The sequence below is a fragment of the Aeromicrobium phragmitis genome (genome assembly GCF_003674095.1).
Lineage (GTDB): Bacteria > Actinomycetota > Actinomycetes > Propionibacteriales > Nocardioidaceae > Aeromicrobium > Aeromicrobium phragmitis.
Map to the genome: position 1 here is coordinate 288746 of NZ_RDBF01000004.1, position 22460 is coordinate 311205.

21 protein-coding genes are annotated in these 22460 nt (G+C 69.7%); 15 read left to right on the top strand and 6 right to left on the bottom strand.

The window, feature by feature from the left end; genetic code table 11:
- Positions 1-8: 8 nt before the first annotated feature.
- Positions 9-1163, bottom strand: a complete 1155-nt coding sequence (locus D9V41_RS07860) for an HNH endonuclease signature motif containing protein (RefSeq protein WP_121793989.1) — start codon at positions 1161-1163, stop codon at positions 9-11.
- 395 nt (positions 1164-1558) lie between these two features.
- Complete coding sequence (locus D9V41_RS18315; protein ID WP_133434139.1) at positions 1559-2878, bottom strand: lytic transglycosylase domain-containing protein; 1320 nt, start codon at positions 2876-2878, stop codon at positions 1559-1561.
- Positions 2879-3010: 132 nt separating this feature from the next.
- Between D9V41_RS18315 and hemL the strand changes: the two genes are divergently transcribed.
- From hemL to ccsB, 6 genes are read left to right on the top strand one after another with little or no spacing between them, the layout of a single operon-like run.
- The gene (hemL, locus tag D9V41_RS07870; protein WP_121793991.1) at positions 3011-4336 is read left to right on the top strand and encodes a glutamate-1-semialdehyde 2,1-aminomutase; all 1326 of its coding nucleotides are present in this window, start codon (positions 3011-3013) and stop codon (positions 4334-4336) included.
- A 19-nt stretch (positions 4337-4355) separates the two neighbouring features.
- The gene (locus D9V41_RS07875) at positions 4356-5006 is read left to right on the top strand and encodes a histidine phosphatase family protein (RefSeq protein WP_121794032.1); all 651 of its coding nucleotides are present in this window, start codon (positions 4356-4358) and stop codon (positions 5004-5006) included.
- An 11-nt stretch (positions 5007-5017) separates the two neighbouring features.
- A complete protein-coding gene (locus tag D9V41_RS07880) occupies positions 5018-5578 on the top strand; it encodes a TlpA family protein disulfide reductase (RefSeq protein WP_166375954.1) in 561 nt (186 codons plus the stop codon).
- 23 nt (positions 5579-5601) lie between these two features.
- Positions 5602-6321 carry a cytochrome c biogenesis CcdA family protein gene (locus D9V41_RS07885; RefSeq protein ID WP_121794033.1) on the top strand — a complete coding sequence of 240 codons (720 nt, stop codon included), beginning with the start codon at positions 5602-5604 and terminating at the stop codon, positions 6319-6321.
- Positions 6318-7904: a cytochrome c biogenesis protein ResB gene (gene resB / locus D9V41_RS07890; RefSeq protein WP_166375955.1), complete on the top strand. Its 1587-nt coding sequence runs from the start codon at positions 6318-6320 to the stop codon at positions 7902-7904. Before D9V41_RS07885 ends, resB begins: the two co-directional genes overlap by 4 nt.
- Positions 7901-8833 (top strand): c-type cytochrome biogenesis protein CcsB, encoded by a 933-nt coding sequence (gene ccsB, locus D9V41_RS07895; RefSeq protein WP_121793994.1) that lies wholly within the window; start codon positions 7901-7903, stop codon positions 8831-8833. The genes resB and ccsB overlap by 4 nt, the downstream gene beginning before the upstream one ends.
- Positions 8834-8849: 16 nt before the next feature.
- On the opposite strand, the gene D9V41_RS07900 is transcribed toward ccsB, so the two are convergent.
- Positions 8850-9110, bottom strand: a complete 261-nt coding sequence (locus D9V41_RS07900; RefSeq protein ID WP_121793995.1) for a PLD nuclease N-terminal domain-containing protein — start codon at positions 9108-9110, stop codon at positions 8850-8852.
- 37 nt (positions 9111-9147) lie between these two features.
- On the opposite strand from D9V41_RS07900, the gene D9V41_RS07905 reads away from it, so the two are divergent.
- A complete protein-coding gene (locus D9V41_RS07905) occupies positions 9148-9414 on the top strand; it encodes a DUF4229 domain-containing protein (protein ID WP_121793996.1) in 267 nt (88 codons plus the stop codon).
- Positions 9395-10483 (top strand): L-cysteine desulfhydrase Cds1, encoded by a 1089-nt coding sequence (cds1, locus tag D9V41_RS07910; RefSeq protein ID WP_121793997.1) that lies wholly within the window; start codon positions 9395-9397, stop codon positions 10481-10483. Before D9V41_RS07905 ends, cds1 begins: the two co-directional genes overlap by 20 nt.
- Here cds1 and D9V41_RS07915 read toward each other — a convergent pair.
- Entirely contained in the window at positions 10480-11367 is an 888-nt protein-coding gene (locus tag D9V41_RS07915; RefSeq protein ID WP_121793998.1) for a 1,4-dihydroxy-2-naphthoate polyprenyltransferase, read from the bottom strand. The genes cds1 and D9V41_RS07915 overlap by 4 nt on opposite strands.
- A gap of 37 nt (positions 11368-11404) precedes the next feature.
- On the opposite strand from D9V41_RS07915, the gene D9V41_RS07920 reads away from it, so the two are divergent.
- A complete protein-coding gene (locus D9V41_RS07920; protein ID WP_121794034.1) occupies positions 11405-12412 on the top strand; it encodes an AMP-binding protein in 1008 nt (335 codons plus the stop codon).
- Between the two features lie 112 nt (positions 12413-12524).
- Positions 12525-13955, top strand: coding sequence for an MDR family MFS transporter (locus D9V41_RS07925; RefSeq protein WP_121793999.1), 1431 nt, complete (start codon positions 12525-12527; stop codon positions 13953-13955).
- A 7-nt stretch (positions 13956-13962) separates the two neighbouring features.
- Here D9V41_RS07925 and D9V41_RS07930 read toward each other — a convergent pair whose 3' ends face one another.
- On the bottom strand, positions 13963-14625 hold the full coding sequence (locus D9V41_RS07930) for an SDR family oxidoreductase (RefSeq protein ID WP_121794000.1): 663 nt from the start codon (positions 14623-14625) through the stop codon (positions 13963-13965).
- 37 nt (positions 14626-14662) lie between these two features.
- Between D9V41_RS07930 and D9V41_RS07935 the strand changes: the two genes are divergently transcribed.
- The 5 genes from D9V41_RS07935 (at position 14663) to D9V41_RS07955 (ending at position 21433) form a co-directional block, all read left to right on the top strand.
- Positions 14663-15610: an o-succinylbenzoate synthase gene (locus D9V41_RS07935; RefSeq protein WP_121794001.1), complete on the top strand. Its 948-nt coding sequence runs from the start codon at positions 14663-14665 to the stop codon at positions 15608-15610.
- Complete coding sequence (gene menD, locus D9V41_RS07940; protein ID WP_121794002.1) at positions 15607-17154, top strand: 2-succinyl-5-enolpyruvyl-6-hydroxy-3-cyclohexene-1-carboxylate synthase; 1548 nt, start codon at positions 15607-15609, stop codon at positions 17152-17154. Before D9V41_RS07935 ends, menD begins: the two co-directional genes overlap by 4 nt.
- Before the next feature lie 15 nt (positions 17155-17169).
- Complete coding sequence (locus tag D9V41_RS07945) at positions 17170-18276, top strand: NAD(P)/FAD-dependent oxidoreductase (protein ID WP_121794003.1); 1107 nt, start codon at positions 17170-17172, stop codon at positions 18274-18276.
- A gap of 66 nt (positions 18277-18342) precedes the next feature.
- A complete protein-coding gene (locus tag D9V41_RS07950; protein WP_121794004.1) occupies positions 18343-19938 on the top strand; it encodes a GMC family oxidoreductase in 1596 nt (531 codons plus the stop codon).
- Position 19939: 1 nt separating this feature from the next.
- Positions 19940-21433 (top strand): aldehyde dehydrogenase family protein, encoded by a 1494-nt coding sequence (locus tag D9V41_RS07955; RefSeq protein WP_121794005.1) that lies wholly within the window; start codon positions 19940-19942, stop codon positions 21431-21433.
- Between the two features lie 236 nt (positions 21434-21669).
- Here the strand turns inward: D9V41_RS07955 and D9V41_RS07960 are convergent.
- Positions 21670-22460 (bottom strand): HNH endonuclease signature motif containing protein (locus D9V41_RS07960; RefSeq protein ID WP_133434140.1); only part of this gene is annotated, 791 nt, incomplete at its 5' end.

A 22460-nucleotide genomic window follows, 5' to 3' on the forward strand; every position in this document is an offset into this window, starting at 1 on the left:
TGACCGGGCTATTCGGTCAGGATGGTGCCGCCGACGTCCCACGCCCAGCCGTCGTCGTGCTCGATGGGGACGGCGTGGTCGAAGGTTTTGAGCTTGTGGTGGGTTCGGCATAGTGCCCAGAGGTTGTCGGCGCAGGTTTGGCCGTTCGGCCAGGGTTCTCGGTGGTCGAGGTCGCAGTTGGTGGCTTTGGTGGTGCATCCGGGGTATCGGCAGGTTCCGTCGCGGTAGCGGATGGCGTTCCGTAGATGCTCGGGTGGTGAGTATCCGCGGTAGCTGGCGGCGAGAACATCGTCCTTCTCGTCGACGAGAAGTCGGTACCAGAACGGGTTGCCGCTGGTGGCGAGCATGCGGAGCACGCTGGCGGGGATGAACCAGTCGCGATTCGCGCTGATCGCGGGCTGATCATCGACTCCGGCGAGCGTGGACGCGGGAACCATGACACCGATCGCGAGATTCGGGGTGCGTGCCGGCTCGTTGTCCGGGTCGATGCGGTCGAGTGCGTCGACGAACAGATCGGCGCGGCGCTGATGCATGGTGCGGTCGTCGTCGGTGAGTGCTTTGGCGGCGTGGTCGAGCCGCTGATCGATCCCCGCCAACACATACGACGGCAGGTTCTCGGCATACAGGCTGCCGGTGCCGTCCTCATCATGGTGAATGGTCACGGACCGTTCGGCGACGATCTCCTCATACCGCTTCTCGGTCTCGTCGGGTTCGACCCGGGCGATGAACCGCCGCATCCACTGGCGCAGTTCGCCGGTGGTGTGCGTCGCGGCGTAGGCGACGACTTGTCGGTCAAGTTTGGCCACCGACCGTTCCTCGGTGAGTTTCCAGGCGCCGGCTGCGATGATCGATACCCGCGCCGCATCCAACTCGCCGTCACCGAACGCCGCCCACACGGTGGGGAGGCTATCCCGAGCGGTCTCGGCTTCGTGGATGCGGCTCGCGACCTGATGCTCGGACCAGCCGTTCGCCTGGGCGACCACCGACCGCACCGCCGCAAACGCGAGGTCCTGCTGCCGCGGCTCAACGTCCCGCTCGATCCGAGCCTTTTCGGTATCGAGGAAGTCGAGCATCGACGACCAGATCCGGTGCTCGGTACGGGCACGCTCGACCTGCAGGTCACCCATGAAGGTGAGTCGCTGGTCGCTCGTTTCCCCGATCATGCTCCCAATCTAGAGAAGGCCACCGACACTTTTCGGCCCTTGTTCACAACGCTCAATAGATGGTCTCGATACGCGGCTCGCAGAGCTCGCTGCTACTCGACCACCTAAACCGGTCGTAGGTGGTCGAGTAGGAGGTCGCTCAGCGACCGACGTATCGAGACCATGTTGCGTAAGGTGCGGTCTCGCTCCGTGGCGGCTACGCCCTCACTGCCACGGCTCCATTGCCCTCGTTCCTCGCCGCTACTCGACCACCTAAACCGGTCGTAGGTGGTCGAGTAGGCCGGAGCTCTGCGGAGGCCGTATCGAGACCACGTGGCGTGACGTGGTCTCGATACGCGTCTCGCAGAGCTCGCCGCTACTCGACCACCTACGAACCCGCCTCGATCCCGGTCGCGTTAGCGGATGGGCGCGGGGGTGCCGATGGGCTTGCCGACGAGGAAGTTCACGCACTCGTGATACTTGCCGCCCAAGCCGGCTGGAGCGCATAGGAGCCTGGCAAGCGCGTGGTCGATGACGGCGACAACGGTGTCCACCGCGTCGCCGACTCCGCCCACGACATCACCGACGACAGGAATTCCACCGGTAGCATCTTCGAGCCCGCCCGTGACCGGTCCGGTGGCGCCGCCGAGGAGCTTGCCGTCGGAGGTCGGTGGGATCGCGCCGCCGCCACCGCCCGGCGTGCCGTCGCCACCGCCGCCGGGGGTTCCGCCGTCGCCGCCGCTACCGCCCGTGCCGCCGCCACCGCCGCCGGAGCCGCCGGGGGTCTTGCCGGGCTGCTGGCCGGGAGTCGGAGCGGCCGGTCCGCCGGCGTCGCCACCGCCGCCCTGCTGCTGCTCGGCGCGCTGACGCGCCTGCTCGGCGGCCTTGGCGCGCTCGGCCGGGGTCATGGTCTGATCGCGCTCGTAGCTGGTGAGGATCGAGGAGCGCGAGCTGCCCGTCGGCATCGTGGTGAAGTTGCCCTTGCTGTACGCGTCGGAGATCTTCAGCACGAGCTCGACGTACTCGTCGGAGTTGTTGTAGCGCTTGACCGCAGCTGCGGCGTCATCGCGCGCGGAGAGGTCGCCGTCGCCCGCGCAGAGGTAGATCGCGGCTGCCGTGGCGGCGTCGTGGATGTTCTGCGGGTTCTTCTCGCCGTTCTGGTCCGCGTCGATGCCGACGGACTTCCAGGTCGTGGGGATGAACTGCATGGGGCCGACAGCGCGGTCGTACTCGGTGTCCTTGTCGAGGGTCCCCTGATCGGTGTCGCGGATGAGGGCGACCCCGTTCTTGCCGTTGAGCGGGACACCGTAGATACCGGGCTTGGCGTTGCCGTCCGAATCGAGGGAGTTGCCGTTGACCCGACCGTGATCGGACTCGACACGGCCGATGGCGGCGACGAGGTGCCACGGCAGGTTGCAGGCCTTGTCGGCCTGACCGAGGAGTCCGGCGGCGCGACGGTAGGCGTTGTGCGCGACCTGCGGGATGCCGTCGGAGTCCAGTGACGCGAGCGTGCCTTCGGCGCCGGCCTTGGGGTCGATGCCGGCGGGAGCCTTCTCGACGCTGGCAGGCTCCTCGAAGGCGGTGTCAGGCACCTTCGGAATGGGGCCGTACTCGCCGTCCGCGCTGGCGAGGCCCGGGCCGGTGACGGCCACCGCCGTAGCGCCGATCAGCAAAGTGGCCGGCACGGCGGCAGCGACGCGCTGCCAGCGCGGTAACGAACGCCAAGTGTTGCTCACTGTGGTTCTCCCTCCCCGGTGGCATGCGATCCTTCTCACACCGTAACCGGAAGTTGCTGTGATGTACCACTCAACGATCCGGACGCGGAGAGGTTACGGGGTGCGGCGCGTCCGGTTTCCTCGGTCGGGACAATGGGGGGCGTGTCCACCGAGCGATCCGCAGCACTCTTCGACCGCGCACGACGTGTTTCCCCTGGTGGGGTGAACTCGCCCGTCCGGGCGTTCAAGGCCGTCGGGGGGACTCCCCGATTCATGGAGCAAGGCGAAGGAGCCTGGCTCACCGACGTCGACGGCAACCGCTACGTCGACTTCGTCGGCTCCTGGGGCCCGATGCTGCTCGGCCACGCGCACCCCGCTGTCATCGACGCCGTGCAGCAGGCCGTCTCCCGCGGCACCTCGTTCGGCACGCCGGCCGAACCGGAGGTGCGCCTCGCCGAGGCCATCGTCGACCGCACATCCGCCGAGGAGGTGCGCCTCGTGTCCTCGGGCACCGAGGCGACGATGTCCGCTCTCCGTCTCGCACGCGGGTTCACCGGTCGTGACCGCGTCGTGAAGTTCGCCGGGTGCTATCACGGTCACGTCGATGCGCTCCTCGCCGAGGCCGGCTCGGGCATCGTCACCCTCGGTATCCCGGGAACCCCGGGTGTGCCGGCCCATGTCACGGCGGACACCATCGTGCTGCCGTACAACGACGTCGCCGCCGTCGAGGCCGCGTTCGCCGAGTACGGCCAGGACATCGCCTGCATCATCACCGAAGCCGCCCCGGGCAACATGGGTCTCGTCCCGCCCCTGCCCGGATTCAACGCCGCCCTGTCGCGGATCGCGCACGAGCACGGAGCCCTGCTGATCAGTGACGAGGTCATGACCGGCTTCCGTGCCGCGCGTTCCGGACACTGGGAACTCGACGGCAAGGTGGAGGGCTGGGCGCCCGATCTCGTGACCTTCGGCAAGGTCATGGGCGGCGGGTTCCCGGCGGCGGCGTTCGGCGGGCGGCGCGAGATCATGGAGCAACTCGCTCCCGCCGGGCCGGTCTACCAGGCCGGAACGTTGTCGGGGAACCCCGTCGCGACGACCGCCGGCCTCACGACACTCGAGCTCGCCACCCCCGAGCTGTACGAGAACCTGCTCGCCACCTCGCACGAGGTCCGCCGGCTGGTCTCGGACGCGCTCACCGCGGCAGGCGTCACCCACCAGATCCAGGCCGCCGGAACGATGTTCAGCGTCATGTGGGGCGTCGAGGACGCCGTGACCGACTTCGCCGGCGCGCAGCGTCAGGACACCGCCGCCTTCGCGGCGTTCTTCACGTCGATGCTCGACCAGGGCGTCTACCTCCCGCCGAGTGCCTTCGAGACCTGGTTCGTCTCGGCGGCTCACGACGAGGAGGCCCTGTCTACACTGGCTGCGGCCCTGCCGACGGCTGCGGCGGCCGCCGCTCGTGCCGTCGATGGCCGTCCGTGACCGCGAACCGAGGGACCCGATGAGCACCAGGACGACCGTTCACCTCATGCGCCACGGCGAGGTGCACAACCCCGCCGGAGTCCTCTACGGCCGTCTCGCGGGATACAACCTCTCCGAGCTGGGGCAGGAGATGGCCGCGACGGTGGCCGAGGCCTTCAAGGAGCGCGACATCACGCACCTCGTCGCCTCTCCCTTGGAGCGCGCGCAGGAGACCGCGCAGCCGCTCGCGGACATCCTCAAGCTCGCGATCCACGACGATGAGCGCGTCATCGAGGCGTCCAACAAGTTCGAGGGCAAGACCTTCGGTGTCGGCGCAGGAGCGTTGCACCGCCCGGCCAACTGGCTGCTGCTCTGGAACCCGTTCCGACCGTCCTGGGGCGAGCCGTACCGACAGATCGCCACGCGGATGGAACTCGCGATCAACGACGCGCGCGACGCCGCCCGTGGACACGAGGCCGTCATCGTCTCTCACCAGTTGCCGATCTGGATCGCGCGGCGTGCGTACGAACGTGCCCGGTTCGCGCACGATCCGCGCAAGCGCGAGTGCTCCCTTGCGAGCGTGACGTCCCTGGTCTTCGAGGACGACCGGTTCGTGTCGCTGAGCTACAGCGAGCCCGCCGGACACCTCATCCCCGATGCCCTGCGCGGAAAGTTCGTGGGAGGCGCCTGATGCGTCGTGGTGTGAGGGCCGCGATCGTCGCGGCGCTCCTGGTCGTGCTCACCGCCGCCTGCACGGGCATCGAGGACGGTGGAACCGACGGCTACATCAGCGGCGACGGCACCATCACGACGCTCGACCCGTCCGACCGGGAGAAGGTGCCGGAACTGACCGGCGTCGACCTCGACGGCGAGGAGATCTCCACCGCCGACTTCTCCGGCCAGACGATCGTGGTGAACCTCTGGGGTTCGTGGTGTCCGCCGTGCCGCAAGGAGATGCCGATGCTCAAGGAGGTCTCCGAGCAGTACGCCGACAAGAACGTGCAGTTCCTCGGCCTCCTGACGCGAGACACGCCGGCGGCGGCCAAGGCCTTCAACGACAAGATCGGCATCACCTACCCGAGCATCGTCGACGACGCGGGGGAGAACCAGCTCGCTTTCGCCGACGCGCTGCCCTCGCAGGCCGTGCCCACCACGTGGATCCTCGACGAGAAGGGGCGCGTCGCCGCACGCATCCTCGATCCCGAGCTCGATGCGAGCACGCTCGCCGAGCTCATCGAGTACGTCCGGAAGAGCACCCAGTGACCGACGGGTTCGGCGGCGCGGTGATGTCCGGATCGCTCGCCGTGGCGATCCCCGTGGCGGCCTTCGCCGGACTCGTCTCCTTCTTCTCTCCCTGCGTGCTGCCCCTCCTGCCCGGCTACCTCTCGTATGTCTCGGGCGTCGGTGTCCAGGACCTGCGCAGCGGCAAGCGCGGCCGGCTCGCTCTCGGTGCTCTGCTGTTCGTGCTCGGCTTCACGCTGGTCTTCGTGGCCGGCGGTGCCCTGTTCGGTGCCGCGGGGCAGCGCTTGCGGCCGTACGGCGACACCTTGACGATCGTCGCCGGGGCTCTGCTGATCGTGCTCGGGCTGGCGTTCCTCGGCCTGATCCCCGGGCTGCGGCGAGAGTGGCGCATCAGACGCGCGCCGGCCGTGGGCCTCGTCGCGGCGCCCCTGCTGGGTGTGGTCTTCGGGGTCGGGTGGACGCCCTGCCTCGGCCCGACGCTCTCGGCCGTGCTGATCCTCGCCGGCAACGAGGGCACCGCGTCGCGAGGTGCGCTGCTGACTCTCGTCTACGGTCTCGGCCTCGGCATCCCGTTCGTGCTCGCCGCGTTGTTCTTCGCGCGGTTCATGGGGGCGCTGGAATTCGTCAAGCGCCATCAGCGCGCCGTCTCGATCGCGGGAGGTGCGTTGCTCATCGTGACCGGTCTGCTGATGGTCAGTGGCGTGTGGAACGAACTGGTGATGCAGCTGCAGCAATGGGCCGCCGGATTCGAGGTGGCCGTATGAGTGCGCCGACCCGCGAGCGACGAGCCTCCGAGCTCTCGTCGCGCGAGTTCCTGCGCTGGATGTGGCGGCAGCTGACGTCGATGCGCACGGCGCTGTTCCTGCTGCTTCTGCTGGCGGTGGCGGCCGTCCCGGGCTCGTTCATCCCGCAGCGCGGGGTGGACGAGCGAGCGGTCGAGCTCTTCTTCATCGACCATCCCACCGCGGCGCCTATCCTCGACGCTCTCGGCTTCTTCTCGGTGTACTCGTCGCCGTGGTTCAGCGCGATCTACCTGCTGCTGATGGTCTCCCTCGTCGGCTGCATCGTGCCCCGCATGACGGTCTACGCCAGGGCGCTGCGCGCGCGTCCGCCGCGGGCCCCGCGCAACTTCTCGCGCATGCCCGCGTCGGGCAGCTTCGAGATCTCGGCCTCGGTTGAGGAGGTCATGCAGGCGGGCCGCCGCGCCCTCGGGCGGGCCCGTATCGACGTCGTCGACGACGGCAGCGGGACCACCGAGTTGCGCGCCGAGAAGGGGTATCTGCGCGAGTTCGGCAACCTCGTGTTCCACGTCAGCATCGTCGTGGTGCTGGTGGGTGTCGCGGTCGGCTCGTTGTGGGGTTATCGCGGTGCCGTCATCGTGACCGAGGGCGGGGGCTTCTCCAACACGCTGAGCCAGTACAACGAGTTTTCGTCCGGCCCCCTGTTCGACGCCGAGGACCTGCCGCCGTTCAGCTTCCGCGTGGACCGGATGATCGCGGAGTTCCAGCCGGAGGGTCCGCAGCGCGGTGCGCCCAAGCTGTTCCAGGCCGATGTCACCTACACCGAGCGCCCCGGTGAGGACCCGGAGCAGTACGAGATCTACGTCAACCACCCGTTGTCCCTCGACGGCGGCAGCGTGTTCCTGGTCGGCCAGGGGTACGCGCCGGTCCTGCGGGTCACCGACAGCACGGGCGCCGTGGTCTTCGAGGACGCCGTGGTGTTCTTGCCCACCGACGGCTCGTACGAGTCGCAGGGCGTCGTCAAGGTCCCGGACGCCCAGCCCGAGCAGATCGGCTTCCAGGGCTTCTTCCTGCCCACGGCGGTCTCCACCGGGGATGGAGCGCCGTCCACGTCCATCTACCCCGGCGCGGTCAATCCGCTCGTCGGCCTGCGGATGTGGACCGGCGACCTCGGCCTGGACGACGGGGTTCCGCAGTCGGTCTACGTCCTGGAGAAGGACCAGATGACGCCGGTCACCGACGAGAACGGCGAGCCGTTCAACATCAGCCTCAGCCCCGGACAGGTGCAGGAGCTTCCCGGGGGCGGATCGATCGAGTTCGTTGACCTCAAGCGGTTCGCCCGGCTCCAGGTCGCCCAGACGCCCGCGATGACGCTGCCGCTGGTCGGCGTGAGCCTGGGCGTCCTCGGCCTCATCGCCTCGCTCATGGTGCGGCCCCGCCGGACCTGGATCCGGGCCCGGTCGGGCGAGGACGGCTCGCCTACAGTGGTAGAGGTCGCCGCACTCGATCGGGTCCCGCGCGACGAACTCCCCGAGGAGATCGACGACTTCCTGGCCCAGCTCCGCATGGAGCTGGGCGACAGCACGCCGGAGGAGAGCCGAGCATGAGTCTCGAGCAGTACGCCCAGTTCTCGAACTACGCGATGGTGTCGGCCACGTGTGTCCTCGCCCTCGCGTTCCTCGCGCACGTCGCCGAGTGGGCGCTGGCCCGCAAGGTCGAGGCGAGCGAGCGCGCCCTGGTGGGAGCCGACGGGCAGGACGTCACCCTCGCCGCCGACGCTCCGGCCGAGCCTGCCACCGAGCGACTCTCGCGGATCGGCGTGCTGCTGACCGGCCTCGCGGCCGTCATCCTCGTCGCCAGCGTCGTGACGCGCGGGCTCGCGGCCCAGCGCGTGCCGTGGGGCAACATGTACGAGTTCGGCCTCGCGGGCACCATGATCGCGCTGGTCGTGTACCTCGTGCTCGTCCGCACGAACGGGGTGCAGTGGCTCGGCGGCATCGTGTCCGGCTTCGGTCTCGTCGTCCTCGGCATGTCGATCTCGACGTACGTCCCGGCCGGTCCGCTGGTGCCCGCGCTGCATTCGTACTGGCTCGTCATCCACGTCGCCGCCGTCATGCTCGCCGGCGGTCTCTTCCTTGTGGGCGCGGCCGCCTCGGTGCTCTACCTCATCCGCTCGCGGGCCGAGGAGCGCGGCACCGTCGGGCCGGTGCTGCGGCGCTTCCCGGCCTCGGCGTTGATGGACAAGATCGCCTACCGCGTCAACGCCGCCGCGTTCCCGCTGTGGACGTTCGGCTCCCTCATCGCGGGGCCGATCTGGGCCCACTACGCCTGGGGGCGCTACTGGGGCTGGGACCCCAAAGAGGTGTGGGCGTTCATCACCTGGGTCGTTTACGCGGGCTATCTCCACGCGCGCGCCACGGCCGGCTGGAAGGGCCGTCGCGCCGCGGTCTTCTGCCTCATCGGTTTCGCGACCTTCTTGTTCAGCTACTACGGCGTGAACCTCTTCGGCGCCGGCCTCCACTCCTACGCCAAGTGAGCGGCGCGGCCGGCGGTCACAGGCCGCGGAGGTAGTCCGGGTCGTCGTCCGGGCCGCGGGGACCGGGGCGCCACGTGTTGCGCGGTCCCGAAGGGCGCTGGCGGACCTGTCCGAAGAAGATCCACAGCAGAGCGCCACCGTACGGGACGACCAGGATCAGGGCGATCCACGCGAGCTTCGGCAGGTGCCGGACGCGCTCCTTGGGGGCGGCGATGACGTCGAACAACGCGTAGACGACGAGGACGACCCACACCACGATCAGAAGCGCCTTGCCCATACCGTCGACATTACTGCCCGCCCCGTAGAGTTCGGCTATGAAGGTTTTCTGGCTCTACACCTTCGCCCGGCTCGGCGTCTTCCTCAGCTGCTATCTCGCCACCTGGCTCGTGGCCGGCCTGCTGTTCGACGGGGTCGTGTTGCTCAACCTGTGGGTGTTGCTCTTCGCGCTGGTGATCTCCTCGATCATCTCGGTCATCGCGCTGGCTCCGCTGCGTGAGCGTCTCGCGCTCAAGCTCCAGGACCGCGCGACGTCGATCAACCAGCGCCTCGAGGAGTCCCGGCGTGCCGAAGACGTCGACTGAACTTCGCGCCTGGATCGACGACGCGATCGGACGGGTCGAAGCCGACGCCAACCGCAGCGCGGACACGCACCTGCACACCTTCGACATCGCGACGCCCGGCGTGGACCTCTACCTCAAGGACGAGTCCGTCCATCCGACGGGCAGCCTCAAGCACCGGCTCGCCCGCTCGTTGTTCCTCTACGCGCTGTGCAACGGCTGGCTGAGGCCCGGCACGACCGTCATCGAGGCGTCCAGTGGCTCGACGGCGGTCAGTGAGGCCCACTTCGCCCGGCTCATCGGGGTGCCGTTCGTCGCGGTGATGCCGGCATCGACGAGCCCGGAGAAGATCGCGCTCATCGAGTTCGAAGGCGGACGCTGCCACCTCGTGGACGACCCGGCCACGGTGTACGACGAGGCGCGGCGTCTCGCCCGCGAGTGCGGTGGCCACTACATGGACCAGTTCACGTACGCCGAGCGGGCGACGGACTGGCGCGGCAACAACAACATCGCCGAATCGATCTTCGCCCAGATGGCCGCGGAGCCGCACCCGATCCCGACGTGGATCGTGGTGAGTGCGGGTACGGGCGGCACGTCCGCCACGATCGGGCGGTTCATCCGGTATCGCCGGCACGCGACCCGGCTGCTCGTCGCCGACCCGGAGAACTCCGCCTTCTACGACGGCTGGGACACCGACTCGTCGGACGTGGTCACGCGCGTCCCCGGACGCATCGAGGGCATCGGCCGGATGCGTGTCGAGCCGTCCTTCGTCGGCGGAGTCGTCGACGACATGCTCCGCGTCCCGGACGCGGCGTCCATCGCGACGATGCGATGGGTGTCCGCGAAGCTGGGGCGCCTCGTCGGCGGCTCGACGGGAACCAACGTCTGGGCAGCGCTGCAGATGGCCGGGTCGATGCGTCAGGACGGTCAAGAGGGTTCGATCGTCACACTGCTCTGCGACGGCGGCGAGCGTTATGCCCGCACGTACTTCGACGACGCCTGGCTCGCGGCGCAAGGCATCGACATCGCGCCGTACGCCGACGCCCTCCAGCGCTACGAGGACACCGGCGAGCTCGTGCCGCCGCGCCCCTAGAGCGCGCCGACGACCAGCCCGGCCGTGAGCCCGGCGGCGTAGACCAGCTCGAGAAGTCCCGAGTCGCGCAGCACCGGGATCAGCTCGCGTCCGGTGGCGCCGGAGCCGATCACGCGGACCGCGCGCACCGCGAGCGGCGCCGCGACGAGCGCGAGGAGGGCCCACCACGTCGTCAGCGCGGCGCACACGATCGCGGCGATCAACGCGAGCTGCACGAGGACCACGTAGAAGCGGCGCGAGCCGCGGTCCCCGAGGACCACGGCGAGCGTGCGCTTGCCGGACTCGGTGTCGGTCGGGATGTCGCGGAGGTTGTTGGCGACGAGGATCGCGCAGGCGAGCGCGCCGACGCCGATGGCCGCTGCCACGCTCGGCCGGGTGATGCTCTCGGTCTGCACGAACGTGGTGCCCATGACCGCGACGAGCCCGAAGAACACGAACACGCTGACCTCACCCAGCGCCCGGTAACCGTACGGATTCGGTCCGCCCGTGTACGTCCACGCGGCGAGGATCGCGGCCGCGCCGACCAGCAGCAGCCACCAGGAGGTGGTCGCCGCCAGCACGAGGCCGAACAGGGCGCCGAGGGCGAGGAAACCCAGAGCCGCGGCTCTGACCTTGCCGGGGGACACCAGGCCGGAGCCGACGAGACGCAGCGGGCCGACGCGGTCGGCGTCGGTGCCGCGGATGCCGTCGGAGTAGTCGTTCGCGTAGTTGACGCCGATCTGCAGCGACAGGCTCAGACCGAGCGCGAGGAGCGCCTTCCACCCCACGAAGCCTCCGGCATAGACCGCGGCTCCGGTTCCGGCCAAGACGGGGGCGACGGCGGCAGGCAGGGTGCGCGGTCGCGCTCCCTCGATCCACAGCCGCGTCGTGCTCGGGGTGCTCACCCGGTCGAGTCTGCCACTGTCACTAGGCTGGCCGACGATGCAACCCTCCCTGCGCCCCGTCACCGGCACCCCCCGGGAGATCCACGCGCTGCTCGAGCAGTGGGTCGCGGAGGGTGGCGCGCCGCTGGTGGTGCGCACGTCCGGAAGCACGGGTCAGCCCAAGGACGTCGTGCTGTCCCGCGACGCCGTCCTGGCCTCGGCGCAGGCCGCCCTCGAACGACTCGGCGGCCCCGGCCAGTGGATCAGCGCCCTGCCGCCCACCGCCGTGGGCGGTCTCCAGGTGCTGGTGCGCTCGATCCTCGCCGGAGAGCAGCCGGTGTTCGCCGAGGACCATTCCTCGATCCCTGACGCGGTCGCGGCCATGACCGGCGGCCGCACGTACGCCTCCTTCGTCCCCACCCAGCTGTTCCGGCTGCTGGCCTCCGACGCCGCCCCTGCCCTCGCCGATCTCGATGCGATCCTGCTCGGCGGCGCCGCGGCCCCGGCCGTTCTGCTGGAGCGTGCGCGCGAGCTGGACATCACCGTCGTCCGTACGTACGGCATGAGCGAGACCAGCGGCGGCTGTGTCTACGACGGAGTGCCGCTCGACGGGGTGCGCATGCGGATCGGCGAAGGCGGCCTCGTCGAGCTGGCCGGGCCGGTGCTCTTCGACGGGTACGGCCACGAGCGGCGGACGGGGGAGTGGTTCCGTACCTCCGACCTCGGGGAGATCGGCGCCGACGGCCGGCTCCGCGTGCTCGGCCGCGCCGACGACGTGGTCGTCTCCGGCGGGGTGAACGTGCCGTTGCCGGCCGTCGAGGAGGCGGTGCGCGCCGCACCGGGCATTCAGGACGTCGCCGTGGTCGGTGTGCCCGACGAGGAATGGGGCACCCGGGTCGTCGCAGCAGTGGTGGGGCGGACCGACCTGCCGTCCGTGCGCGACGCCGTGGCGGCCGCGGGGCATCCGCGAGCGTGGGCACCGCGTCAGCTCCTCATCCTCGACGAGCTGCCGCTGCTACCCGGGGGGAAGGTCGACCGACTGGAGCTGCGGCGCCTCGCCGCGTGACCGATCTCCCAGGCTCGACGGATGGATCTGTCGGTGCCACCCGATATCGTGGGCAGGCCGGCCAGTTCGGGCGGCCATTCTCCGTTTTCGCTCTCATGAGGTGAGTCCTGTCATGTCTGCTCCCGCCACCACGGCTCCGACCAAGCTGGCGCGTGAGCACGTCATCCTCATCGGGGTGCTGCTCGTCGCGAGCTTCGTGGTGATCCTCAACGAGACCGTCATGAGCGTGGCCATTCCGGTGCTGCAGGAGGACCTCGGCGTCGAGCCGAGCGTGGGCCAGTGGCTCACGACGGCCTTCCTGTTGACGATGGGCGTCATCATCCCGCTCACCGGATTCCTCATCGAACGGATCCCCACACGTCAGCTGTTCGTCCTCGCGATGAGCCTGTTCACCGCGGGCACGATCCTCGCCTTCCTCGCGCCCGGCTTCGGCGTGCTGCTGACCGCGCGGGTCATCCAGGCCTCGGGTACCGCGATCATGATGCCGCTGCTCATGACGACGATCCTCACCATCGTTCCGCCCGAGCGGCGCGGCGTGATGATGGGCAATATCACCATCGTGATCTCGGTCGCTCCGGCGCTCGGTCCCACCGTCTCCGGGCTGATCCTCGACCACTTCGGCTGGCGCTGGATCTTCGGTCTCGTCGCCCCCATCGCCGTGCTCGCTCTCGTGCTGGGCGTCAAGTACGTGGTCGAGGTGGGCGAGCGGTCGAACAACCGCGTCGACCTGCTCTCGGTGCCGCTGGCCGTGGTCGGCTTCGGTGGTGTCGTCTACGGCCTCTCCTCGATCGGCAAGTCGGCCGGCGGCAGCGGCGTGCCGCTGTGGGTGCCGTTCGTTGCCGGTGGCCTCGCCCTGGTCACCTTCCTGATCCGTCAGATCGCGCTTCAGCGCGAGGACCGTGCCCTGCTCGACCTGCGGGTCTTCGGCGCGCGCCAGTTCACGCTCGCGATGATCGCGCTCGCGGTCGGTTTCGGCATGCTCATGGGCACCCTCATCCTCGTGCCGTACTTCGCGCAGCAGGTGCTCGGATTCGGCGCGGCCGAGACCGGTCTCGTGACGCTGCCCGGCGGCATTCTCATGGGTCTCGCCGGCCCCGTCGTCGGACGGCTGTACGACGCCTACGGCCCCCGGCCGATCACGTTGCCCGGCACGCTGCTCGTCTCGGCCGGCATCTGGATGCTCGCGATGGTCGACACCGATACGCCCGCATGGTGGCTCGTGCTGTCCAATATCGGCATCAGCGTCGGGCTGGCCGCGACGTTCACGCCGGTCATGACGAGCGGTCTCGGCTCGGTGCCCGCCCGCCTGTACTCCCACGGCTCGGCGACGCTCGGCACCTTCCAGCAGGTGGCGGGCGCGGCAGGCACGGCCGTCCTCGTCTCGCTGATGACCGTGGTCGCGCGCCGCTCGAGCGGCGGCGTATCCGATCCCGAGGGGATCGTCGACGGCGTCCGCGCCGCGTTCATGGTGGCCGGGATCCTGTCGTTCGTCCTCATCGCGGTGTGCCTGTTCGTGCGCCGGCCGGCGCACGAGCAGGTCTGAGCCGCGCTCAGGCGGTGACCGCTGCCGTCACCGCCTGAGCGATCGGAGTCTCTCCGCCCACGACTTCCCACTGCTTGCCGGACGTGCGGTTGTCATCGATGACCGAGGCGATCACGGCGGCGACATCGGCACGGGGGATCTCACCGCGTTCGACCTCAGGTGCAAGGGTCACCTTGCCCGTCGGTTCATCGTCGGTGAGGCCGCCGGGGCGGATGATGGTCCAGCGCAGCGAGCTCTCGCGCAGCGCGACGTCGGCGTCGCGCTTGGCGCGCACGTAGGCGGTCCAGACCTCGCCCGCATCGCCCGGCGGGTCCTGGTCGACGCCGATCGCCGACACCTGGACGAAGCGCTCGATACCGGCCTGCTCGGCGGCGGCGATCGACTTGAGCGAGCCCTCCAGGTCCACCGTGCGCTTGCGCTCGATATTGCCGTCGGGACCGCCTCCGGCGGCGAACACGACGGCGGTGCAACCCTCGAATGCCGCGGCGAAATCACCGGCATCGGAGTTCTCGATATCGAGCAGGCGGGTCTTCGCGCCCAGCGGTGTGAGGTCTTCGGCCTGCTGCGGGTCGCGGATGAGGGCGACCGGCAGGTGACCGGCGTCGACGAGGAGCGGGATGAGGTGACGGGAGACCTTGCCGTGTCCCCCGACGATCGCAATGGCAGCCATGTCTTTCACGGTAGCGGCAAGTCGCTACAGTCGTCGGGTGCAGTTTCGGACCTTCGCCATCGACATGCCGACGCGCTTTCGCGGCGTCAACCGTCGCGAGGGCATGGTCGTGCGCGGCGACGTGGGCTGGGCAGAGTTCAGCCCCTTCCTCGACTACAGCGCCACCGAGTGCGTTCCCTGGTATCAGGCCGCGCTCGATTCGGCCAACCGGCCGTGGCCTGATCGCGTGCGCGACCGCGTGCCCGTGAACGTCACCGTGCCCGCCGTGGACCCAGAACACGCCGCGCGGATCGTGCTCGGCAGCACCTGCCGCACCGCCAAGGTCAAGGTGGCCGAGCGCGGGCAGACGCTCGCCGACGACATCGCTCGCGTCGAAGCGGTTCGCGACGCCCTGCCGCTCGGCGGGCAGTTGCGCATCGACGCCAACGGCGCATGGGAGATCGGCGAGGCGGTCAAGGCCATTCGCAAGCTCGACAAGGTGGCCCAGGGGCTGGAGTACGTGGAGCAGCCGTGCGCCAGCGCCAAGGAGCTGGCCGAGGTGCGCAAGAAGGTCGACGTGCGGGTCGCCGCCGACGAGTGCATCCGGCGGTCCGGCGATCCGTTCCGCGTCCGCGATCTTCACGCCGCCGACATCGCGGTGCTCAAAGTGCAGCCGTTGGGCGGCATCCACGCCTGCTTCCGCATCGCCGAGCAGATCGACATGCCGGTCGTGGTGTCGAGCGCCGTCGAGACGTCGATCGGACTGGCCGCGGGTGTCGCGCTCGCAGCCGCGCTCCCCGACCTCCCGTTCGCATGCGGTCTCGCCACGACGTCGTTGCTGGCCGCCGATGTCGTGACCGAACCGCTGCGGCCGATCGACGGCTACCTCCCGGTCATCCGGCCGCAGCTCGACGAGAGAGCCTTCGCGCGGGTGGCGGCCCCGCCCGAGATCGAAGAACGGTGGCAGACGCGACTCGAGGCAGTGCGAGAAGAGCTCGCGGAATGAGCGAGCAGCGCGCCGTCGATGTGGCTCAGCGGTTGGTCGGGCTTCTCCTCGGCCGCGGTGTCACCGACGTCGTGCTCTCGCCCGGGTCCCGCTCGGGACCACTCGCGCTGGCGCTCCACGCCGCCGATACCCGACGCATCCTGCGGCTGCACGTTCGCGTCGACGAACGGGAGGGCGCCTTCCTGGCCCTCGGGCTCGCCAAGGCCTCCGGGCGTCCCGTTCCGGTGGTCACGACGTCGGGGACCGCCGTCGCCAACCTTCACCCGGCGCTGCTCGAGGCGCTGCATGCCCAGGTGCCCGTGCTGGCGGTCACGGCGGACCGGCCGGGTCGGCTACGCGGAACGGGCGCCAACCAGACGACGGACCAGCGCGCCATCTTTCCGCGGGTGCCGTACGCCGACGGTCTCGACGATCTCGTGCGGGTCTGGTCGGGCGGGCCCGCCCACGTCAATCTCGAACTCGACGAGCCGCTCGTGGAACCGACGGTGTGGACGTTCGAGCCGATCCCCACGAAGGCGCCCGTGGCGCCGCGGGCGATCACCGAGCTCTCGGCCGGGCCGCGCACCGTCGTGATTGCGGGGGACGCCGCCGGGCCGGAGGCAACGCGCCTGGCAGAACGCGCCGGCTGGCCGGTGTTGGCCGATCCGAGCTCGGGTGCGCGGTGGGGAGACCACGCCCTCACGGCCTACCGGCTGCTGCTCGGGCAGCCCCAGCTGGCCGACGGGATCGAGCGGGTCGTCTCGTTCGGTCACGCGACGTTGTCGCGGCCGGTCACCCGGCTGCTCAGCCGGTCCGATGTCGAGATCGTGCACGTGGGGGACCAGAGGACGTTCCCCGGGCCGGCCGGCGACAACGTGCGGTTCGCCGACGCTGTCACGGTCGCTCCGGGAGACGATCGCGCCTGGCTGAGCCGGTGGAAGGACGCCGACGAGCGCGTGCTCGCCGCACTCCCCGACGCCCCGGTGTTCGAGGTCGCCCGAGCCGTGTGGGACGCGCTCGGCCACGACGGGCTGCTGTACGTCGGTTCGTCGAACCCGGTGCGCGACCTCGACCTCGTCGCCCGTCCGGGCTCGGCGTCGCGACAGATTCTCGCGAACCGCGGCCTCGCGGGGATCGACGGCGTGCCGGCGTCGGCGATCGGCGCCGCGCTCGCTCGTCCCGAGCGCCGGGCCCTGGCCTACCTCGGCGACCTGACCTTCCTGCACGGCAGCAACGGGCTTCTCATCGGCCCCGATGAGCCTCGCGCAGACCTGACCATCGTGGTGGCCTCGGACGACGGCGGCAGCATCTTCGCGACCCTGGAGCAAGGGGCGCCGGAGTACGCCGACGCGTTCGAGCGGGTGTACGCGACGCCGACCGGAGCCGATCTCGCGGCCCTGTGCGCCGGCTACCGCGTGCCGCACCGCCGGGTGGCGCCGGCCGACCTCGCCGCCGCGCTCGCGGAGCCGAGCGAGGGAATCGCCGTGATCGAGGTGCCGGTGCCGCGGCACGACCGGCGTGCACTGGCCGAAGCGTGTACTCGGGCCGCACGCAGCGCGGTGTAGCGCTACCGTCGACGCATGGCTTCCCCCACTTCGGACATCGCCGTCGTCGGCGCCGGGATCCTCGGCCTCGCCACCGCGTTCGAACTTCAGCGCCGGGGTGCGACGGTCACCGTCTACGAGACCGGGCAGCCCGGTCAGGGCCAATCGGCAGGGCAGTCGCGCATCTTCCGGCACGCCCACGCGGATCCGCGGCTCGTGGACTACGCCGTGACGGCGAGGGGCATCTGGCGCGAGTGGGGTGAACTGCTCGACCACGAGCTCATCGCGCCGGACGGTGCCCTCGCGATCGGTCCCAAGGTGGCCGATCACTACGCGCTGCTCGACGAACACCCGGGCGTGGACGCGCGCCTCGTCGACGGCGACGAACTCCGCGAGCGCCTGCCGGTGCTCAGCGAGTACGACGGACCGGCCATGCTCGACGCCACCGGCGGTTCCATCGCGACGCAGGCGGCGATCGCCCTGTTGAGCGCGGGATTGGGCGACGCGCTCGTCCACGACCACGTGCTCTCGGTGCGCCAGCTCGGGCCGCAGGACGTCGAGGTGCGCACCGGAACTCACCTGCGGCATCACGACGCGGTCGTGGTGTGCGCCGGCCGGGGTACCCTCGCCCTCGCCCGCGGGCTCGGCCTCTCGCTACCGGTGGAGTCCGGTGCTCACGTGCGGGTTTCGTTCCGGCCGCGCGGCCACGTGAACAGCCTCGCGACCCTCCAGGACAGCAGCGGCGTCTTCGGTGAGGCCGGCGTCTACGCCGCGGCCGCGGAGGATCGGAGCCGGTACGGCGTGGGACTGGCCGCCGACGTCCCCGTGGGCGAGGACGGCACCATGTTCGCGCCCGAGGGTCTCGCCGAGCATGTGCAGCGCGTCGTCGCCTACGTCGGCAGAGCCCTACCCGGGCTCGATCCGGAGCCGCTCGACTACGTGCATTGCTGGGTGACGCGGCTGCCGTGGGGGGACGACGGGGTCGCGGTGTGGACGGCCGATGACGTGACGTTCATCGCCGGGCACAACCTCTTCAAGCACGCGCCCGCCCTCGGACGTGATCTCGCGTCCACCGTGCTCGACGGTTCCGTCCCGGCGCTGCTCCGCCCTGAAAGCCGACTCGGTGAGGCTGCGGCATCGTGACAGTGGTTGTGTCACGGATCACAGCCGTCTAGGTTGGGGCCAGCGTCGTCACAGTGAGGAGCGACCATGGCCGACGTCGACACCTTCGACTACATCATCATCGGAGCAGGAAGCGCCGGGGGCGTGCTCGCGGCGCGTCTCACCGAGAACCCGCAGGTACGGGTGCTCCTCCTGGAGGCCGGCCCCGAGGACGATGACGACATGATCCGCATTCCCGCGGGCTTCTCGTCGCTGTTCAAGACACGTTGGGACTGGAACTACTGGACCGTGCCGCAAAAGCACCTCGCCGGGCGGCGCGCGGACTGGCCGCGCATGAAGGCGCTGGGCGGATGCTCCTCGATGAACGCGATGATCTACATCCGCGGGCATCGAGACGACTACGACGCCTGGCGCGACGAGTACGGGGCCGAAGGCTGGGGCTACGACGACGTCCTGCCCTACTTCATCCGCTCCGAGGGCAACACCCGGCTTGCCGGCCCCTTCCACGGCACGGACGGACCGCTGCGCGTCGAGGACCGCCGGTTCACCCACGACCTCAGCCACGCCTTCGTCGAGTCCGCCGTTGCCGCGGGGCTCAAGCGCAACGACGACTTCAACGGGGCCACTCAGGAGGGCGCGGGCCTCTACCAGGTCACGCAGTACCGCGGACGTCGCTGGTCGGTCGCCGACGCGTACATCCGACCGGCCCGGTCGCGTCCCAATCTCACGGTGCGCACCGAGGCCTTTGTCACTCGCATCCTGCTCGAGGGCGACGGCGAGCCGCGCGCGACCGGCGTCGAATACGCCCGCGGCGGAGTGACCGAGCGCGCCCGAGCCGAGGCTGAGGTCGTCCTCAGCGGGGGAGCGGTCAACAGCCCCCAGTTGCTCATGCTGTCGGGGATCGGCCCCGGAGCGCACCTGCGCGAGCACGGCATCGAGGTGCGGGTCGACTCGCCGGGTGTCGGGCAGGGTCTCCAGGACCATCCCGTCGCGGGGACACTCGTCGAAACCCACGGCACGAGCGACCTCGCCGAGGCGCAGACGCTCGGCAACCTCGCGCGGTGGCAGGCGACGCGTACGGGACCGCTGGTGTCGAACATCGGCGAGGCCGGTGCGTTCTTCGCTACGCGCGACGACCTGAGCGCCCCGGACATCCAGATCCACGTCGCGCCCACGGGCTTCTATCACAACGGCGTCCACGAGCCGGTGCGACGCATGGTCACCATCGCGCCCACCCTCGTGGACGTGCACAGCCGCGGTCAGCTGCGGCTTCGTTCGGCCGACCCGCGGTGGCACCCGCACATCGATCCGCAGTACTTCGACGACCGACGTGATCTCGACGCGATGGTGGCCGGATTCCGCCGGGTCCTCGACATCGCCTGGCAGGGCGCGCTCGCGTCGTACCTGCGCACCCCGTTCGAACCGGCCGTGCGGGAGCCGAGCGACGAGCAACTCGTCGACGTCATCGAGCGTTTGGCGCAGACGCTCTACCACCCCACGTCGACCTGCGCGATGGGCACGACCGAGGGCAGCGTCGTCGATCCGGAGCTGCGCGTCTACGGCGTGCAGGGGCTGCGCGTCGTGGATGCTTCCGTCATGCCGCGGGTCGTCCGCGGCAACACCAACGCCCCGACCGTCATGATCGCCGAGAAGGCCGCCGATCTCATCGCTGAAGGAGCCTGACATGAACGCCGAGAAGTTCGACTCCCTCAATCCCGCCACGGGTGATGTCGTCGCGACCCATCCGGTCCACACGGCGGACGACGTCGCGGAGGCGGTGGCCCGGGCGCGACACGCATCCGCGTGGTGGGCCGAGATCGGCTTCGAGGGGCGCAAGGAGTTCCTGCTGCGGTGGCGCAGCGTCATCACCCGGCGGATCGAGCAGATCGCCGACCTCGTCCATCGGGAGACCGGCAAACCGCACGGCGATGCGCTGCTGGAGATCGGGATCGCCATCGACCACATCGACTGGGTCGCGAAGAACGCCAGCAAGATCCTCGGGCGGCAGAAGGTCTCGTCGGGACTGTTGATGTCGAATCAGGTCTCGTCGGTCGAGTACCGGCCGCTCGGGGTGGTGGGCGTCATCGGCCCGTGGAACTACCCGGTCTTCACGCCGATGGGGTCGATCGCGTACGCGCTGGCCGCCGGCAACGCGGTGGTGTTCAAGCCGAGTGAGTTCACGCCCACCGTGGGGCAGTGGGTCGTCGACACGTTCACGGAGGTCCTGGAGGGTGCGCCGGTGCTGCAGCTGGTGACCGGATTCGGCGAGACCGGCCACGCCCTCTGCACGTCCGGCGTCGACAAGCTCGCCTTCACGGGCTCCGCCGCCACCGGTAAGAAGGTCATGGCAGCGTGCGCCGAGACGCTGACGCCCGTGGTGATCGAAGCGGGCGGCAAGGATGCGTTGATCGTGGACGTCGACGCCGATCTCGCCGCTGCGGCGGATGCGGCACTGTGGTCGGGCATGTCGAACGCCGGACAGACGTGCATCGGCACTGAGCGCGTGTACGTTCATGAGAAGGTCTTCGAGCCGTTCCTGGCGGAGCTGGTGCAGCGCGCTCGGGAGCTGCGACCCGGCTACGACGACGGCGCCGCGTACGGGCCCGCGACGATGCCCTCGCAGCTCGAGATCATCCGTCGCCACATCGACGACGCGATCGCTCGCGGTGGTCGAGCCGTCGTGGGTGGTGCCGGTGCGGTCGACGACCGCTACGTGCAGCCGACCATCCTCACCCACGTCCCGGAGGACTCGGTCGCCGTGACCGAGGAGACGTTCGGTCCGACGCTCGTGGTGAATCCGGTCGCGAGCATGGAGGAAGCCGTCGCACGCACCAACGCGACTTCGTACGGGTTGGCGGGAGCGGTGTTCGGGCGCAAGAACGCCGAGCGCATCGCCCGGGACATTCGCTCGGGCATGACCTCGGTCAACTCGGTCATCTCGTTCGCGGCGGTGCCGGGCCTGCCCTTCGGTGGGATCGGAGACTCGGGCTTCGGGCGCATCCACGGCCCCGACGGCCTGCGCGAGTTCACGTATCCCAAGTCCGTGACGGTGCAGCGGATGAAGCCGCCGTTGGCGCTCACCACATTCACCCGGAACCAGAAGACCGAGGGGATGTTCGCCAAGCTTCTCACCGTCCTGTACGGCGGCAAGAGCACGCTGCCGCCGCGCCGCTCGTAGGTGATCGAGCAGCCCGCCCTTCGATACGCCGCTCGTTCCTCGCGGCTACTCAGGATCCGGAACGAGGGGCAAGTTCGTAGGTGGTCGAGTAGCCCGGAGCTCTGCGGAGGGCGCATCGAGACCACGTCGCGCATGGTGGTCTCGATACGCTCGGCCGCGGCCGGCCTCCCTACTCGACCACCCGGTCGGTAGGTGGTCGAGTAGCCCGGAATCGAGACCACGCCGGACGCACCGCGCTAATCCCTCAGCAGGGTGGCGCGGATTCTCCATCCCCAGCGGTTGCCGAGGCGGATGGGTTCGGCGTGGCCGAAGGTCTTGAGCTTGTGGTGGTGGCGACACAACGCCCAGAGGTTCTCACCTGATGTGGGGCCGTCCGGTAGCGGTTCTCGGTGGTCGAGGTCGCAGTTGGTGGCTTTGGTGCTGCATCCGGGGTATCGGCAGGTGCCGTCGCGGTAGCGGATGGCGTTCCGTAGATGCTCGGGTGGGTACCGTCCTTCGTAGGTGACGGAGAGGACGTCGTCCTTCTCGTCGACGAGGAGCCGGTACCAGAACGGGTTCCCACTCAGAGCGAGATCACGCAGCACGTTCGCCGGAATCACCCAGTCCCGGTCGGCGCTGACCGCCGGCTGATCATCCACTCCCGCGAGCGTGGACGCAGGAACCATGACCCCGATCGCGAGGTTCGGCGTCCGGGCGGGCTCGTTGTTCGGGTCGATGTGGTCGAGCGCGTCCACGAACACGTCCGCCCGACGCTGCGCGAGCGTCCGGTCGTCCTCGGTGGCGGTCTTGGCAGCGTGGTCGAGCCGCTGATCGATCCCCGCCAACACATACGACGGGAGATTCTCGGCATACAGGCTTCCGGTGCCGTCCTCATCATGGTGGATCGTGACTGAGCGTTCGGCCACGATGTCCTCATACCGCTTCTCGACTTCGTCGGGTTCGACCCGGGCGATGAACCGCCGCATCCACTGGCGTAGTTCGCCGGTGGTGTGCGTGGCAGCGTAGGAGACGACTTGGCGGTCGAGCT

Bases quoted from the DNA above. Each gene is read 5' to 3' on its own strand.
- D9V41_RS07860 (WP_121793989.1), bottom strand. From the start codon at position 1,163: ATGATCGGGGAAACGAGCGACCAGCGACTCACCTTCATGGGTGACCTG.
- hemL (WP_121793991.1), top strand. From the start codon at position 3,011: ATGGGGGGCGTGTCCACCGAGCGATCCGCAGCACTCTTCGACCGCGCA.
- D9V41_RS07875 (WP_121794032.1), top strand. From the start codon at position 4,356: ATGAGCACCAGGACGACCGTTCACCTCATGCGCCACGGCGAGGTGCAC.
- D9V41_RS07885 (WP_121794033.1), top strand. From the start codon at position 5,602: ATGTCCGGATCGCTCGCCGTGGCGATCCCCGTGGCGGCCTTCGCCGGA.
- resB (WP_166375955.1), top strand. From the start codon at position 6,318: ATGAGTGCGCCGACCCGCGAGCGACGAGCCTCCGAGCTCTCGTCGCGC.
- ccsB (WP_121793994.1), top strand. From the start codon at position 7,901: ATGAGTCTCGAGCAGTACGCCCAGTTCTCGAACTACGCGATGGTGTCG.
- D9V41_RS07900 (WP_121793995.1), bottom strand. From the start codon at position 9,110: ATGGGCAAGGCGCTTCTGATCGTGGTGTGGGTCGTCCTCGTCGTCTAC.
- D9V41_RS07905 (WP_121793996.1), top strand. From the start codon at position 9,148: ATGAAGGTTTTCTGGCTCTACACCTTCGCCCGGCTCGGCGTCTTCCTC.
- D9V41_RS07920 (WP_121794034.1), top strand. From the start codon at position 11,405: ATGCAACCCTCCCTGCGCCCCGTCACCGGCACCCCCCGGGAGATCCAC.
- D9V41_RS07925 (WP_121793999.1), top strand. From the start codon at position 12,525: ATGTCTGCTCCCGCCACCACGGCTCCGACCAAGCTGGCGCGTGAGCAC.
- D9V41_RS07930 (WP_121794000.1), bottom strand. From the start codon at position 14,625: ATGGCTGCCATTGCGATCGTCGGGGGACACGGCAAGGTCTCCCGTCAC.
- menD (WP_121794002.1), top strand. From the start codon at position 15,607: ATGAGCGAGCAGCGCGCCGTCGATGTGGCTCAGCGGTTGGTCGGGCTT.
- D9V41_RS07945 (WP_121794003.1), top strand. From the start codon at position 17,170: ATGGCTTCCCCCACTTCGGACATCGCCGTCGTCGGCGCCGGGATCCTC.
- D9V41_RS07950 (WP_121794004.1), top strand. From the start codon at position 18,343: ATGGCCGACGTCGACACCTTCGACTACATCATCATCGGAGCAGGAAGC.
- D9V41_RS07955 (WP_121794005.1), top strand. From the start codon at position 19,940: ATGAACGCCGAGAAGTTCGACTCCCTCAATCCCGCCACGGGTGATGTC.